The sequence below is a fragment of the Jannaschia pohangensis genome (assembly GCF_900113875.1).
In the GTDB taxonomy this organism is placed as follows: Bacteria; Pseudomonadota; Alphaproteobacteria; order Rhodobacterales; family Rhodobacteraceae; genus Jannaschia; species Jannaschia pohangensis.
Genome location: NZ_FORA01000001.1, coordinates 1,299,518 through 1,313,329 on the forward strand (window position 1 = coordinate 1,299,518; position 13,812 = coordinate 1,313,329).

Genomic DNA, 13,812 nt, shown 5'->3' on the forward strand with positions numbered 1-13,812 from the left:
GGCCCGGACACGGAATTTCCCCCGCTCACTTGTGGATAAGGCTGGGAGGGGATTCAATTCCCCCTTGTGAAACAGGGGACTTGTCACATTACCGTCACGTTAACCTCGAGTTAAGAATTTCTTCAACATCTTGTTATAGATATATTATTTCTGTAACACCTGGCTATCCCATTCTGATCTGGGACAAAAATCCGCGTCATTTCCGGTTGCCTGCCAGAAGTGGACAAAATCCGGCCGATCTTACCCTGCGTCAGGTCGGACGACCTATTCCATCCCGATCACATCGGGCGTCTGCCAGCCCAGATGCTGGCCGCCATCGATGCACAAAAGCTGCCCGGTCAGAGCCTTTGCCGACAGAATATATCGCAGCGCATCCGCAATGTCGTCGACGTCCGACCCTCGGTTCAGAACCGTCGCCGCCCGCTGTTTGGCGAAATGCTCCTCGGTCTGGCGCCCACCCCGCAGCGTGGGCCCAGGCCCGATGGCATTGACACGCACCCTTGGGGCCAGCGCCTGCGCGCTGGTCTGCGTCAGCGTCCAGAGCCCGGCCTTGGCCAGCGTATAGGTCATGAATTCGGGCGTCAGCTTGCGAACCCGCTGATCGATCATATTGATGATATTCGCCCGGGCCACCGGTTCGCCGTCCGACGCAGGGCCGGGGACCTGCGCGGCAAAGGCCTGGGTCAGGATGAACGGCGCCTGAAGGTTCGACCGCATGTGCCGGTCCCAACTGGTGCGGGTCGCGGTTTCGATCGAGTCGTACTCGAAGATCGATGCGTTGTTCACCAAGACATCGAGCGGGCCACCAAGCGCCGTGGCCGCGCGTTCGACCAACGTCTCGCAGGCATCGAGGTCAAGAAGGTCGGCCTGGAGCGTCACGCCCCGCCGCCCATGCCCGGCGACGCTCTCGGCCGTCGCATCGGCCCCGTCTTTCGAGGTGGCATAGTGAACGGCGACGTCGTGGCCCAGTTCGGCCAAGGCGACAGCAAGCGCCGCCCCGATCCGTCCCCCCGCCCCGGTGACAAGCGCCCTCATGCGAAGGCCCATGCGAGATAGGCCAGATAGGCCGCCGTCAAGCCGACGCCCCAGGGCCGGGTGATGTCCCGCCCCATGAATACAAAGGGGATCAGCAGCAGAGACGCCGCCAACATGACCCAGAGATCCTTGGTCAGGAAATTCTCGTCGACCGGCACCGGGCCGACGAGAACGGCGACGCCCATGATGCCGAGCAGATTGAACAGGTTCGATCCGATCACGTTGCCAAGCGCCACATCCGCGTGCCGCCGAAGTGCCGCCATGACCGTGGTCGCAAGTTCCGGCAGCGACGTGCCAACCGCCACGAGGGTCAGGCCGATCACCGTTTCACTGACACCGTAGGCCCGCGCAATAGCCGTCGCCCCGTCGACCAGAAGGCTCGCCCCCAGTGGCAAACCGATCAGGCCGAGGATCAGGAACGCGGACAGTTTCCACCCCGGCAGGCCGGGCTCCGCCCCCTCGACCTCGACCTCTTCCGCGCCGCCGCGAGAGCTGAGGAAGGTCGCGATCAGGATGGCCGCAAGCACCAGCAGCATGACGACTCCATGCCACCAGACCAGCCGCCCGGTCATGCAGAACACGAGAAACAGGCAGGTCGCCCCGATCATGTAGATATAGTCGCGTCGCGTGTCGTGACCCGAGGTATGCATGACCGCCAGCAGCGCCGGAATACCCAGAACCAGCAGCACGTTGGCCGTGTTCGAGCCGACGACATTGCCGATGGCAAGGCCCGGTGCACCATCGAGGATGGCCTGAACGCTGACCAGCAGTTCCGGCGCGGATGTCCCGAAGGCGACCACGGTCAAGCTGACCACAAGGGCCGGCAGACCAAGGCGGAGCGCCAGATTGACCGCGCCCTTGACCAAGGCATCCCCCGCAAAGATCAGGATGATGAGGCCCAGGCCGACGCTCAGAAATTCGACAAGCATCGACTCAGGCCTTTCCGCAGGGACAGGGGCCACGCCCGACCTTCGGGGTTCCGCAATGGCGGCACTTTCCACGACCTGTCAGCCGTGCCTGATCCGGAAAGCGCAGGCGACCGAACATCGCCAGAACACCCATGCCGATCAGGAAAAGGGAAACGATCTTCAAAAGCATCAGAGGCCGTACCGCGCCCAATGCGCCCGGGTTTCGATGGCTGACAGGCTATCCTGTGCGATCCCCGGCACGAGGCGTTGCAGAAACGGTCGGCGCTGACCCAGATGGACGAAGCGAACCTTCGAGCCGTAGAGGTCCTGCACCTTCGGCACCAGATGGCCGATGCCATCGACAAGTCCGGCCGCCACAGCCTCGGGCCCGACGAAGATCTCGCCGGTGAAGAGGTCGCGCGCCGCGTCGAGTTTTGCGCCCCGCCTGGATTTCACGTGGTCGATGAAGTGACCGTGGATCAGGGCCTGGATCGCCTTGAGCCTTTCGATGTCCTGCGGCCGTTCGGCGCGGAACGGATCCAGCATCGATTTGTCTTCGCCAGCCGTATGGACCCGCCGTTCGATCCCGTATCGCGCAAGCAGTTCGGGAAAGCCGAAGCCGGCCGAGATGACCCCGATGCTTCCCGTGATCGAGGACCCGTCGATCCAGATATCGTCGGCTGCCGCCGCCAGCCAATAGCCTCCGGACGCGGCCACATCTTCGACGAAGGCGTGCACCGGAACCGAGGTTTCGTCGGCCAGGCGCCGGATGTGCGCGCCGATCAGCGCCGATTGAACGGGCGATCCGCCAGGCGAGTTGATGACTAGGGCAACCGCCGCCGGTTTGCCCTTCCGGAAGGCGCGCTCGATCACGGGTGCGATGCCATTGGCCGACAAGGTTCCCCGGGACCCGCTAGAAGCGATCACGCCTTGCAGCCGAACGACCGGAACGAACGGGCGACGAGGCCGAAACGGAAAGGGGAGCGTGGAGATCATCATCGCGATGTATAGCGCGGACCCGAGGGGAACAAGGCAAGCCCCGGTCAGAAATGCCCCTGAAACCGCAATCGGGCCGAATTGTTTCGGCGAAAGACCTGCCCCCCCGTCTTGGTGGCTGTCAGCGAAACCCCGTCACAGGCTGAGATGACCCGACGCGGTTGCCACGCTGGTGCGGTTCATTTCAATCCACAGCGCTGCGCGTGGTCAGCCGCAGTGAGATTGGCAAATTCGTGCGGCACGGACCGAAGGGAATACTGCCATCTGCGCTGCACTCGCCACATCCACGGTTTCCCGCGTTCCGATTTTGCACAAGCCACTATTCAACGGACGACAAACTCCGCATGCAGGGCGCCTGCTGCCTTGATGCTCTTTAGAATGTCGATCATGTCGCGTGCCGAGACACCCAAGGCATTCAGCCCGGCGACAACATCCGACAAGGTCGTTCCGCCCTGCACCACAGCGAGGCCCGGACCGGGTTCTTCCTGCAGTGCGACGCCGGTCCGAGGGACGACAACGGTCTGACCTTCGGTGAAAGGATTCGGCTGCACGACGAGCGGCGCCTCCTCGATCCGAAGCGTCAGATTGTTCTGCGAGACGGCGACTTCGGAAATCCGAACAGTGCTTCCCATGACGATCGTCCCGGACGCCTGATCCACCACGACGCGGGCACGCTGTTCAGGTGTGACTTCGATGTTTTCGATCGCACTCAGAGCATGTGCAGGCGAGCGGAGTCCGGTTCGACCGATATCGAGCAGGATCGTTCCCGCATCGAGCATCTGCGCGACATTGCCTCCGATCTGACCATTGATGGCCCGCTCCACACGTGACGCCGTCGTGAAATCGGGATCGCGAAGGGCCAATCGGATCTGCGTCATCGACGTGAAGTCGAAATCCACTTCGCGTTCGACCCGTGCACCCGCAGGCAGCACCCCTGACGTGGGCACCCCTTCGATCACGGCGGCCGCATCGCCACGGGCGGAAACGCCGCCTGCGATGATCGTCCCCTGAGCCACGGCATATATCTCACCGTCGGCCGCCGTCAGCGGCGTCATGACGAGCGTCCCGCCAAGCAGGCTATCCGCATCCCCGATGGCGGAGACCGTCGCGTCGATGCGTGCACCGCTGCGGGAAAAAGGGGGCAGAACCGCCGTGACAATGACCGCTGCGACATTGCGCGGACGAAATTGTTCACCCGTTACGTTGACGCCAAGTCTTTCGAGAATGCTTGTCATGATCTCTTCGGTGAAGGGCGCGTTGCGCAGGCCATCACCGGTGCCGTTCAAGCCAACGACAAGACCGTATCCGACCAGATCATTTCCGCGCACACCATCGAATTCCACCAGATCCTTGATCCGGATGGACTGGGCCTGCGCGGCGATCCCTGTGAAGATGAAACCGAACAAGGCTGCAACGACGATCCGAAGAAGTGTCCGCAAGGACGGGCCAACGCGACCTGTCGGGCTCACGTCCCCATTTCGTGGAACACCGCTCATCGCAGGTAATCCGTCAGTCGCAACCGCGCACGCCTTGCTGTAACGGCAAAGATCGTTTCGAGCCGCGTCATTTCATCCTGAAGGCGGGTCGCTGTCTCGAATGGATCCGCCGACAGAAGGTCGGTCCGTTGGCCTTCAAGTCGCGTTCGCGTCTCATCAAGCGTCGTGACAATCCGGTCGAACCTTTCTTCGACACTGCCCAGACGGGCCTGTGTCTCGACAAGAGCTGTGGCCGCTACGGCCGACTTGCTCGGCAGCACGACAGCCAGGGATTGCCGGGCCGCGCCCTCGATCGCGAACCCGGCCGAGGGAAGCGACGCGATCATCGCGGCCTGCTTCAGGGCGGCGCGAACGCCCGGGTCAGCGAGCGAGACTGGAATTTCAGCCGCTTCGCCATCGCCGATGGGGAAGGACACGCTGGACGCAGGGAAATTGCGGAGCGCGGTAACTTCTGCACCGCCACCGATCGCAAAATAGCTGTCGAAGGATGCGACAAGATCGTTCGGATCGGTCGCCGCTGCCGCCAGGGCCGCCGTTTCGGCCAGCAATGTGTCGAAGTCGATCGGTGGGGCGGCCGCCACATCGCCGTTGGCGAAAACGAGGCGACCCGCTCGATCCTGGGAGAGAGTTGACACGATGTCGCGAAGCGCCGCCTCTCCATCGCGAGCCAATGTGGCAATGGCCCCCGGGTCCGTGCCCGTGAGGGCCGCAGGCAGCTTTTCGGATATTGCGGCACCGACACTCTGGATCTGTGCAAGGCCTGCTTGCGCCCCTTCCAGCCAGGTCGTCGCAACCGACAGGGCTCCGCGTTGTGCGTCGTAGGTCTGCAACTGATGCATGATCCGCGACAGGGCAGAGAAGTCGCTTGCCACGGCCCGCCCGACATCCGACTTTTTCCCGCTGGCCAATTCGGAGGTCAGCGTCTCGATGCGTGCGCGGGTTTCAACCGAATAGTCTCGGGGTCCGATGAACGGCAAAAGGGGGCTCTTGGTTTGCATATCAGATCTCCGATAGACGGTTCATCATGTCATTCACGGCCTGGATCACCCGCGCATTCGCCGCGTAGGCCTGCTCCACTTCGATCAGGCGACGCATCTCCGCATCGATGTCGACCGCCCCACCATCGCGCATCTGGATCAAACCTTCCGCTCGTGTCGCGGCAAACGCGACCTTGTCGTCCGCAACGATCCGATCGCTTGAGATCAGGGACTGCAATGAAGCCGCGAGACCGGTAAGATCCTGAGCGACGGCAGGGAGGCCTGAGGCGACAGGTAGACTACGCTCTGCAAATGCGGCGCCGTACCGCAAGAGCAGCGATGCATCTGCGCCCGTCTCGGGTGCCGCCGCGCCCAACCCATCCCGAAGGCGCCAATGCGCATCGGGCCGGTCGGGAGCGACAAGGCCATTTATCTCGATCCGTCCGGCAAGGCCGACATCGGCGGCCGGATCGTATCCCGCCCCGTTGTCCGTGAACAGGCCAGCTGCCCCGGGTGCAAGCGAGACATCGACAGTCGGAGACTGGAACCGGGAAATCAGATCAGCTGCCAGCGCATCAAGTCGTGCGTTGGCCTCGGGCGCGTCGCGGTCGCGAAGATCAAACAGCGCCTGAAGGCCACCGCCGGGAATGGCGGATGTCGCGCCGGAGGTGACCACGGACTTTCCATTCACCGATAGCCCGGACAGTTGGATCGGCGTCGTCATTGCTGCCGTGATCGGTGCGCGCGCCGAAAAGCCGAGTTCGGCTGCCTTGCCGTCCAGCAGGATGACGCCACTTTCGGAAACCAGCGCAATCGCACCATCGTCGCGCGGCAGTTCCCGAAGGGGGATTTGTCGGGATATCCGGTCCACAAGGACTGTCCGCTGATCGTAGAGATCCGCAGTATCGTGGCCACCGGAGTTCAGACGCAGGATGTCGGTGTTGAGCCGCGCGATATTCTCGAGATCGGAATTTATCTGGCCGACGGCCTTCCCGATATCGGCATCAGCCGCCTGACGTCTTTGCAGAACGATCGCATCCAGGCCATTCAACGTCTTGGCCAATTGATCCGCCGCCGTGGATACCTGTCCCAGTCGTGTGGCCGATGTCGGGTCGGACGCAGCCGCGAGGAAAGCCGCGTCCAGATTGGCCAATCTGCTTTGCAGACTGCCCGCATCGCCGGGAATTCCGAGCCCATCCTCCAGTGCCAGAAGGAAATCCCGCGCGACGGAGCTGCCCTGCTGTTCGGATTGCGCTTCGCGGCGCAGCTGTGTGAGGCGCGGATCGCTTTCGCGCGCGATGGCGACGTTGGACCCGGGCAGACCGACGCCAGGGCCGACCGGATTGGCCGTCCGCCGGGCATAGCCCGGCAGATCGGCGCTCGAAACGTTGCGGGCCACGACTTCGGCCCGACGGGAGCTGAGATCAAGGCCTGCAACGGCAAAGTTGAGCGAAGAAGAGAGGCTCATGTCAGGCTCCTTTCAGGGTTGGGATCACCGCTTGATGTTGGTGGTTTCCTGCAACATCTCGTCCACGGTCTGGATGACCTTGGCGTTGGAGTTGTAGGCGCGTTGCGTCTGGATCAGCTGGGTCAGTTCCGACGCCACATCCGTCGCGCTCTCCTCTCGGGAGAAGCCGATGATATCGCCGACGGGTCCATCACCGGCATCCCACAGGTAGAATGCGCCGCTTTCGCTCGAGACCTGGTAGGTCTGGTTTGCCAGCGGCTTGAGCCCGTTCGGGTTCGGCACATCGACGATCGGGATCTGGTAGAGCACCTTTGTGAAGCCACTGTCATAGATTGCCGAAAGCTGGCCGCGGGCATCCACCTCGATGGAGGCCAGGTTGCCGACAGGCGAGCCGTTCTTGGTGATCGAAAGCGGCGCGAAAGTGTCCGACAGTTGTGACAGACCGCGCGCTTCGAGCGGGCGACCGATATCCACTTCGAGCGGACCGCTTTGTGCGGCAATCGTGACCAGACCTGTCGCGGGGTCATAGCCCCCGACCGCACCCGGCACGACACTGGCGATGGTTCCGCCGAAATCGCGGGTATCGTCGAAGGTGATGGTGAATTCACCAACCAGCAGGTTGCCCTGCGCCTCGTCGTTGATGGTCACCGTCCATTCGTTCGTGGCCGGCGCACCGGCCGCAGGGACCGTCGGCGTGAAGGTGATGTTGAGGTTCTGGGCCTGGCCCAGGTTGCCGAAGTATTCGAGTGCCATCTCTCGGGGGTCACCGGACGCGCCCGCGACGGTGTCGGTCGCAGGCAGGTTTACGCCAAGCGAGATCCGCGTCGTGGCATCGCCCTCGAACTGGTTGCCGTTGACGCGCACCGGGACGAGTCCACCGAGGGTGTCACGCGGGAAGCCGGGGATCTGACCGTCCTGATTGGCGGGCCACCCGAGCAGGGCCTGACCGCTGGCCGTGCGCAGAATTCCGTTCGCGTCGGCCCGGAAGGATCCGGTGGAGGTCATCCGCATCGGATAGTTGCCGACACCTGCGTCGACGGATGTGATGGTCGTTACGGGCAACATACCGCGACCCGTCACCGACAGGTCCGTGGGATTGTTCGTAGTGATGAGCGTTCCGCGTTGATCGACCGCGCGTCCGGTGGTCACGCGAACCCCGCCCGCGGAATAGGCCCCCCTGCTCTGGTCGAGGACCAGCGAGTGGAAATCCGCGACCGACCGCTTGTAGCCGAAAGTGGCCGAGTTCGCGATGTTGTCGGAGATCGTCGCCAGTCTGCTGGCATTGACGTTCAATCCCGTCACACCGGCGTTGAGGGAGGAGGAAATCGTCATAAGCGGTCCTTTCTGGGTCTCATGCTGTGCGCGATCCGAGTCGCGTCCGGTGAACCATGCAGGCCGGAAGTTAAGAGGCCGCTAACTCCCAAGGCTTTTTGCGGGCAATTGTCGCGATTGCCGAAGACGGCCGTCAGCGGCGGAGGGGAACGGTGTCGCGCAGAACGATGATCTCGACCCGGTTGTTGCGACTGGACATCGGGTCCGTCGCGGCGGGACGGCGATCGGCGTGACCGGTCACGCGCACGACGCGCGCCTCGGAGACGCCCACATCCGGCAGGCGGCGGCGCAATGCATGGCCACGGCCCGACGACACCTCCCAGGATTGCGGGGCGCGTTCGACCACCGGAACCGACGCGATATAGGCGTCGATCGCCACGGAATTCGGCACCTTTCGGACTTCGCCCGCGACCGACGCCAGAAGCCGTTCCAGAAGCGGCGTCACCTCGACCCCGTCATACAATGGCGAGTCGGGCAGATCGAAGAACTCGATGACCAGCCCTTCGTCCGTCAGGCGCACGGCCACATGGCGCAGGTCTTCGCGGTCCAGAAGACTTTCCCCACCTTTGCCCATGATCGCGGCCTCGATCGCCTCCAGCACGCCGTCTTCGGGCGCCGTACCGTTCGCGTCGGATTGCGTGATGCCGCCGCGCCCCAACTGGATCATGCTGGCGTCGCCAGACATCGATTGCCCAGTCAGCACCCCGTCGCCGCCAGCCGACACCGGGGTCAGCGACACCGTCGGACTGAAATAGTCGGCCAGACCGCGGCGTTGCTGATCCGTGGTGGCATTGAGCAGCCACATCAACAGGAAGAACGCCATCATCGCGGTCACGAAATCCGCATAGGCGACCTTCCATGCGCCGCCGTGGTGCCCGCCCTCGACCACCTTCTTGCGCTTGATGATGATCGGACGGGTATTGTCGTCTTTCTTGCTCATGGCCGGACCTCCGAAGGGTCACACCTAGAGGTCAGAGGTAAAGACTCCGTTAGCGGATCAGGGGGCGATCCAATGCCGTTGGCCGTCCGCGAAGCGCGCCCTGCGGTGCGGATCATGGGCCAGCGACAGCGCATCCATGGCATGCACCCGGCCCACAAGGGCGCAGAACCGCGCCACGTCTGGGGTGCGGGTGACGACTTCGGGCATGTCCACGGGCGTCCCCGGCGCGGGGTCGGTGCCATAGTTGAGGCGGGCCAGGGGCGGGACACGCGCCCAACGTATCGGGTCGGACGCAACAAGACGAAGGGTCACCCTCAACCGGACCTGCACCTGCGTGGCCGCGTCCCACAGAAGGATCGTCGCACGTGGATCGACCGCCAGGGCGCGCACCTTTGCCGTCCGAAGATCGGAATGCACCTCGACTTCGGACGCCGCGCGATCGGCCCGGCGCAGGCCCACGGTCCGGGCCTCGGGTCCGTCCTGTCCCATGGTGGCCAGGGTCACGAATCGAAACGGATCGTCCGCATTGGCCGCACCTTGGGCCAGACGATCCCAGACGTGATCCTCCAGGTCGGACAGGGTCAGGAAAGGGTCATTCATAGCCGGTCATCTCCAGATATCCGGTGGCCGCATGACTTCCCGTCACCCGCACGGGGCCTTCCCAATAGGGAAACAGCGTCGATTGCCAGCTGCCAGGATTGACCGCCTCGACCGTTACGTCGACCTGCTGCGCGGGCAGGGTGAGGCGCCAGCGGGTCGGCACATCGCGCCCCTCGACCACGGAGGTCGCCAGCGGTTCAAGGCCGAGCGCGTCGCCATAATACGGCGTCAAGGTTCCGTCCGGTGCGATCCAGGAGGCATAGTGGAAATCCGCGCCGCCGCGTAGAGCGAAGGCCATCAGGCGGAACCCGTCGTCAAAATGAAGCGAAAACCAATCCCACCCCTCCTGATCGCCTTCGAGGGGCTGCGACGACCACTCCCGGTCGAGCCAGGCCTTGCCGGTCACTTTCATCGGCCCCTCCGGCAGGTCGAGCGTGCCGGTCACCTCGTAGAAGGGCTGTGAGTAATAGTAGCTGGCCTGCCCCGACTGCGACTTGATCGAGAACCCTGCGTCGCCGTGAAAGACCAGCGGACCCTGGGCCAAAAGCGCCAGGTCATAGCCCGCCTCGGACGTTTGCGCGGTCAGTTGCAGGGTATCGAAGGTCGGCCCCGTCAGCAACCAATCGTCGATCCAGGCATCGAAGGGCGTGGGCTCCACGCCTGCCTGTCCGATGTCGCCGCGGGCGAACCGCTCTCCCGTAAAGTGGGCGTCAGGCGTGGTCAGGCCGAAATGCCCCATCCAGACCTGCGGCCCGGTGGGGGTCAGGGCCGAGCGGAACAGCGTCCATTGCACGCCGTAGTCGCGTCCGTCCTCGCCGGTCAGTGCGGCGGTCACATACCACCATTCGATCCGGTAGTCGGGGTGCGCACCATGATCTGCGGGGAAGTCGAAGACGCGACCGGGTTCGGGCAAGGCGAACCCCTCGCCCCCCTGCCCGAGGCCCGCGAACCCCTGGGCGTGGAGCGGAAGGGCAAGCCAGATGAGCGCGATGATGAGCCTAGCGTTCATGGGCGAAGACCTTGACCAATTGCGCGGGCGGCATTCTCCATAAGCGCCAACTGGGCAGCGCCGCCGCCAGGGCCGCCGCGACCAGTGCCCATGCCGCAAGCGTCAGCCAGCCGAGGGGGTCGGGCAAGAGCGGCAGGCGCCACCCGAAGGCCTGCACGTTGACCACCGCCAGCAGGACCCAGGCCAGCGCCGCGCCCACCGGGATCGCCAGCGCCGCCGTGAAGGCCGCGAGGATCACGGCGCGCAGCAGGTCCATCGCCGCCAACCTCCCCCGGCTCAGGCCCAGGGCCCAGACCGGCGCCACCTGTGGCACGCGCATCGCGCCGAGTGTCGTCAACGACGCCCAGAGAGCAAAGCCCGCCACCCCGAGGGTCAGCACGTTGAGCGCCGCGGTCACGGCGAAGGTCTGCTCGAAGACGGCCAGGGAGAAGCCCTTGATGCCCGCCTGATCGATGATCCGCCCCTCGGGCAGACTGAACGCTTCGATCAGGGCATTTGACACCTCGGGTGCGCGGGCCGGGTCGACGCGCAGGCCGTATCGCTGCGGCGTCACGCCGGGAAAGCGGTCGTTGAAATCGTCGATGCCCAGAACGGCCTGACCCCGGGGATTGCCATAGTCGGAATAGACGCCGAGGACGTCGCGCGTGCCGCCCGCCCCCAGATCGATCTGCCCGCCCGCCCAGATATCGGTACGCCGGGCCAGCTGCTCGTTCACGAGGGCCCCTTCGCCTGCGGCCAACCTGTCCCAGACATCCGGCACCGCGTCGAGCAGGGGCCAGTTGTCGCGGAAGGTGGCGTGGTCGACCTGACCGAAAAGATCCCCCGGCGCGCCCTCCAGCAGGGTTTCAACGGAGATGACGGGCAGGATGGCATCGACGCGACCCTCCAGAAAGGAGACCATCTCGGCGGCCTCTTCGGCGGTGCCGGGGTCGACGTAGAGCTCGGCTGCCAGACGCTGATCCAGCCAGCCCACGAAGGTTGCGCGGAAGCTGCCGACCATGGTGCCGACGCCGATGTTGGCCGACAGCGCGAGCAAAAGGGCCATAAGGGCGAGGCTGAGGCCCGGCACCTGTTGCCGCGTGTCCGACCAGAGCCATTGCGACAGGGCACCGCGCGCGCGGCCCGTACCGAAATCGAGGATGACCGACAGAAGCGGCGGCAACAGGAGCGCCGCCCCGAGGAGCAAGGCACCCAGACAGACAAACCCCATTACCAACCCCTGCCCCCAGAGCGCGAGGCTCAAGGACAGCAGCAAAAGGGCGACACCGGCCATGGCCTGTCGTCGCAGGGTCGTCGCCTGCGCCCGCGCCCAGGCCCGCGGCATCGCCGGGGCCAGGACCGGCAGGCGGGCGAGTTGCCAAAGGCTCTGGCCCCCGGCGAGGGCCAAGCCCGCCCCGGCCATGACAAACCCCGAGAGCCACCAGAGCGGAGATAGGGTGAGGCTGCCCGAAACGCTGGCCCCATAGAGACCCGACAATGTGGCCGCGACACCCGGCAACAGGACCGCCGCCACCAGATACCCGAGCAGAATGCCGAGCGTGCCCGAAACCAGCGTCACCACCAGAAGTTCGGCCCCCAGAAGAACAGTCAGGCGGCCCGTCGGCAGCCCAAGCGCGCGCAGGGTGCGAAACAGCGGGCGGCGTTGCTCGAAGGCGAGGCCGATGGCGGAATGGACGATGAACAGACCCACGAGAAATGCCAGCAGGCCAAAGGCCGTCAGGTTGAGGTGAAAGCTGTCGGTCAGCCGCGCGATATCGCCCTGCCCGGCCGGATCGACCAGCGTCGTCCCCGGCAGCAGGTCGGTCAAGGGCGGCGCGCCGACCGGCGCCTGACCCAGGACCAGAAGGTGACTGATGTCCGACGTCTGGAGCAGGCGCTGCGCCACCGCGATGTCGGCCAGCACCAGACCGGGCGCCAGATCGTCCAGGACGCGCACCTCGGGCAGGCCATCGGGCAGGTCGAGGCCCGGTGCGGCAAAGACCAGATCGCCCGTCAGGAACCCGGTCAGCCCCGCGCCTTCGGCCAGATCGTCGCTCGCCCCGGTCGGGGGCGCGGTGAAGGGATCGATACCCAGAAGACGCGCGCGGCTGCCCGGCAGCCGTCCCTCCACCACCGGGGTGACGGGCCAGCCGGCACGGCGCGCGGTGGCTAAATCGCGCAGGGTCAGGGGGCCTTCGAGCCGGGGCAAGGCGCTTTGCCCCAAGGTCTCGGCGGCGCGGTCATAGCTCTGGCGCGCCTCGGCGTTGATCGCCTGCACACCGGTCCAGAGGCCCGTGGCCAGGGCCAGCCCGACGACCAGCGTCAGCGCCTGGAGTGGATGGCGCACCCAATGGGACAACAGCGCACCCAGGGCCGCGCGGTTCATGCCAAACGCCCCGCGCGCAGATGCAAGCGGTCGTCCAGCATCGCGGCCAGACGTTCGGAATGGGTCACCATCAGGAAGGCGGCCCCGGCGTCGGTCACCATGTCGCGCATCAGGGCCATCATCGCGTCGCCCGTCGCCTCGTCGAGGTTGCCCGTCGGCTCATCCGCCAGAACCAGGCGGGGGCGCGCCGCCAGTGTCCGGCCGATCGCCACGCGTTGCTGCTGGCCGCCGGACAATTGCTCGGGGTAGCGGTCGAGGTGATCCGACAGGCCGAGGCGCGTCGCCAGCGTAGCCACATCGCCCGCGTCGCGCCCGGCGAGGCGCGCGTGAAACGTCAGGTTGTCGCGCACATTGAGCGAGGGGATCAGGTTGAACTGCTGAAAGACCAGTCCGACGGTGTCACGCCGCATCGCCGCCCGGCCCGCGTCGCCCAAGGTGGCGAGATCGGTTCCGGCGATCGTGACGCTTCCTCCGCTGGCGGAATCGAGGCCCGCGACGAGGTGGAGCAATGTCGATTTGCCGGAGCCGCTTTCGCCGGTCAGGGCCAGTGTCTGTCCCGCGTCCAGATCGAAGGATACCCCCCGCAACACCGGCTGCGGGCCGTCGGTCGTATCGAAGCTCTTGGAGAGATCGCGGATTGTCAGAAGCATTCGTTGCACGGTAGCGGCGGCGCTGCGGGTTTCAAC

The 13,812-nt window shown here is 65.1% G+C and carries 12 protein-coding genes; all 12 read right to left on the reverse strand.

What is annotated here, in order from left to right:
* Nucleotides 1-264: 264 nt before the first annotated feature.
* The gene (locus tag BM002_RS06575) at nucleotides 265-1,047 is read right to left on the reverse strand and encodes an SDR family oxidoreductase (protein WP_245749147.1); all 783 of its coding nucleotides are present in this window, start codon (nucleotides 1,045-1,047) and stop codon (nucleotides 265-267) included.
* Nucleotides 1,032-1,964, reverse strand: coding sequence for a calcium/sodium antiporter (locus BM002_RS06580; protein ID WP_092778402.1), 933 nt, complete (start codon nucleotides 1,962-1,964; stop codon nucleotides 1,032-1,034). The genes BM002_RS06575 and BM002_RS06580 overlap by 16 nt, the downstream gene beginning before the upstream one ends.
* A 168-nt stretch (nucleotides 1,965-2,132) precedes the next feature.
* Complete coding sequence (locus BM002_RS06585; protein ID WP_092778903.1) at nucleotides 2,133-2,939, reverse strand: S49 family peptidase; 807 nt, start codon at nucleotides 2,937-2,939, stop codon at nucleotides 2,133-2,135.
* A 323-nt stretch (nucleotides 2,940-3,262) separates the two neighbouring features.
* Entirely contained in the window at nucleotides 3,263-4,345 is a 1,083-nt protein-coding gene (locus tag BM002_RS06590; RefSeq protein WP_245749148.1) for a flagellar basal body P-ring protein FlgI, read from the reverse strand.
* 86 nt (nucleotides 4,346-4,431) lie between these two features.
* The gene (locus tag BM002_RS06595; protein WP_092778406.1) at nucleotides 4,432-5,433 is read right to left on the reverse strand and encodes a flagellin; all 1,002 of its coding nucleotides are present in this window, start codon (nucleotides 5,431-5,433) and stop codon (nucleotides 4,432-4,434) included.
* Nucleotide 5,434: 1 nt separating this feature from the next.
* Nucleotides 5,435-6,880: a FlgK family flagellar hook-associated protein gene (locus BM002_RS06600; RefSeq protein WP_092778407.1), complete on the reverse strand. Its 1,446-nt coding sequence runs from the start codon at nucleotides 6,878-6,880 to the stop codon at nucleotides 5,435-5,437.
* A 24-nt stretch (nucleotides 6,881-6,904) separates the two neighbouring features.
* Entirely contained in the window at nucleotides 6,905-8,212 is a 1,308-nt protein-coding gene (locus tag BM002_RS06605) for a flagellar hook protein FlgE (protein WP_092778408.1), read from the reverse strand.
* Between the two features lie 133 nt (nucleotides 8,213-8,345).
* On the reverse strand, nucleotides 8,346-9,152 hold the full coding sequence (locus BM002_RS06610) for a flagellar motor protein MotB (protein ID WP_092778409.1): 807 nt from the start codon (nucleotides 9,150-9,152) through the stop codon (nucleotides 8,346-8,348).
* A 57-nt stretch (nucleotides 9,153-9,209) separates the two neighbouring features.
* Complete coding sequence (locus BM002_RS06615) at nucleotides 9,210-9,752, reverse strand: PNPOx family protein (RefSeq protein WP_092778411.1); 543 nt, start codon at nucleotides 9,750-9,752, stop codon at nucleotides 9,210-9,212.
* Nucleotides 9,745-10,761 carry a lipocalin-like domain-containing protein gene (locus tag BM002_RS06620; protein ID WP_092778413.1) on the reverse strand — a complete coding sequence of 339 codons (1,017 nt, stop codon included), beginning with the start codon at nucleotides 10,759-10,761 and terminating at the stop codon, nucleotides 9,745-9,747. The genes BM002_RS06615 and BM002_RS06620 overlap by 8 nt, the downstream gene beginning before the upstream one ends.
* Nucleotides 10,751-13,126, reverse strand: coding sequence for an ABC transporter permease (locus tag BM002_RS06625; RefSeq protein WP_092778415.1), 2,376 nt, complete (start codon nucleotides 13,124-13,126; stop codon nucleotides 10,751-10,753). Before BM002_RS06625 ends, BM002_RS06620 begins: the two co-directional genes overlap by 11 nt.
* Nucleotides 13,123-13,776, reverse strand: a complete 654-nt coding sequence (locus tag BM002_RS06630; RefSeq protein WP_092778417.1) for an ABC transporter ATP-binding protein — start codon at nucleotides 13,774-13,776, stop codon at nucleotides 13,123-13,125. The genes BM002_RS06625 and BM002_RS06630 overlap by 4 nt, the downstream gene beginning before the upstream one ends.
* Nucleotides 13,777-13,812: the final 36 nt, after the last annotated feature.

What these genes read in the sequence shown, in the direction of transcription:
- BM002_RS06605 (WP_092778408.1), bottom strand. Translation starts at nt 8,212, where the DNA reads ATGACGATTTCCTCCTCCCTCAACGCCGGTGTGACGGGATTGAACGTC.
- BM002_RS06580 (WP_092778402.1), bottom strand. Translation starts at nt 1,964, where the DNA reads ATGCTTGTCGAATTTCTGAGCGTCGGCCTGGGCCTCATCATCCTGATC.
- BM002_RS06630 (WP_092778417.1), bottom strand. Translation starts at nt 13,776, where the DNA reads ATGCTTCTGACAATCCGCGATCTCTCCAAGAGCTTCGATACGACCGAC.
- BM002_RS06625 (WP_092778415.1), bottom strand. Translation starts at nt 13,126, where the DNA reads ATGAACCGCGCGGCCCTGGGTGCGCTGTTGTCCCATTGGGTGCGCCAT.
- BM002_RS06575 (WP_245749147.1), bottom strand. Translation starts at nt 1,047, where the DNA reads ATGGGCCTTCGCATGAGGGCGCTTGTCACCGGGGCGGGGGGACGGATC.
- BM002_RS06615 (WP_092778411.1), bottom strand. Translation starts at nt 9,752, where the DNA reads ATGAATGACCCTTTCCTGACCCTGTCCGACCTGGAGGATCACGTCTGG.
- BM002_RS06585 (WP_092778903.1), bottom strand. Translation starts at nt 2,939, where the DNA reads ATGATCTCCACGCTCCCCTTTCCGTTTCGGCCTCGTCGCCCGTTCGTT.
- BM002_RS06620 (WP_092778413.1), bottom strand. Translation starts at nt 10,761, where the DNA reads ATGAACGCTAGGCTCATCATCGCGCTCATCTGGCTTGCCCTTCCGCTC.
- BM002_RS06600 (WP_092778407.1), bottom strand. Translation starts at nt 6,880, where the DNA reads ATGAGCCTCTCTTCTTCGCTCAACTTTGCCGTTGCAGGCCTTGATCTC.
- BM002_RS06595 (WP_092778406.1), bottom strand. Translation starts at nt 5,433, where the DNA reads ATGCAAACCAAGAGCCCCCTTTTGCCGTTCATCGGACCCCGAGACTAT.
- BM002_RS06610 (WP_092778409.1), bottom strand. Translation starts at nt 9,152, where the DNA reads ATGAGCAAGAAAGACGACAATACCCGTCCGATCATCATCAAGCGCAAG.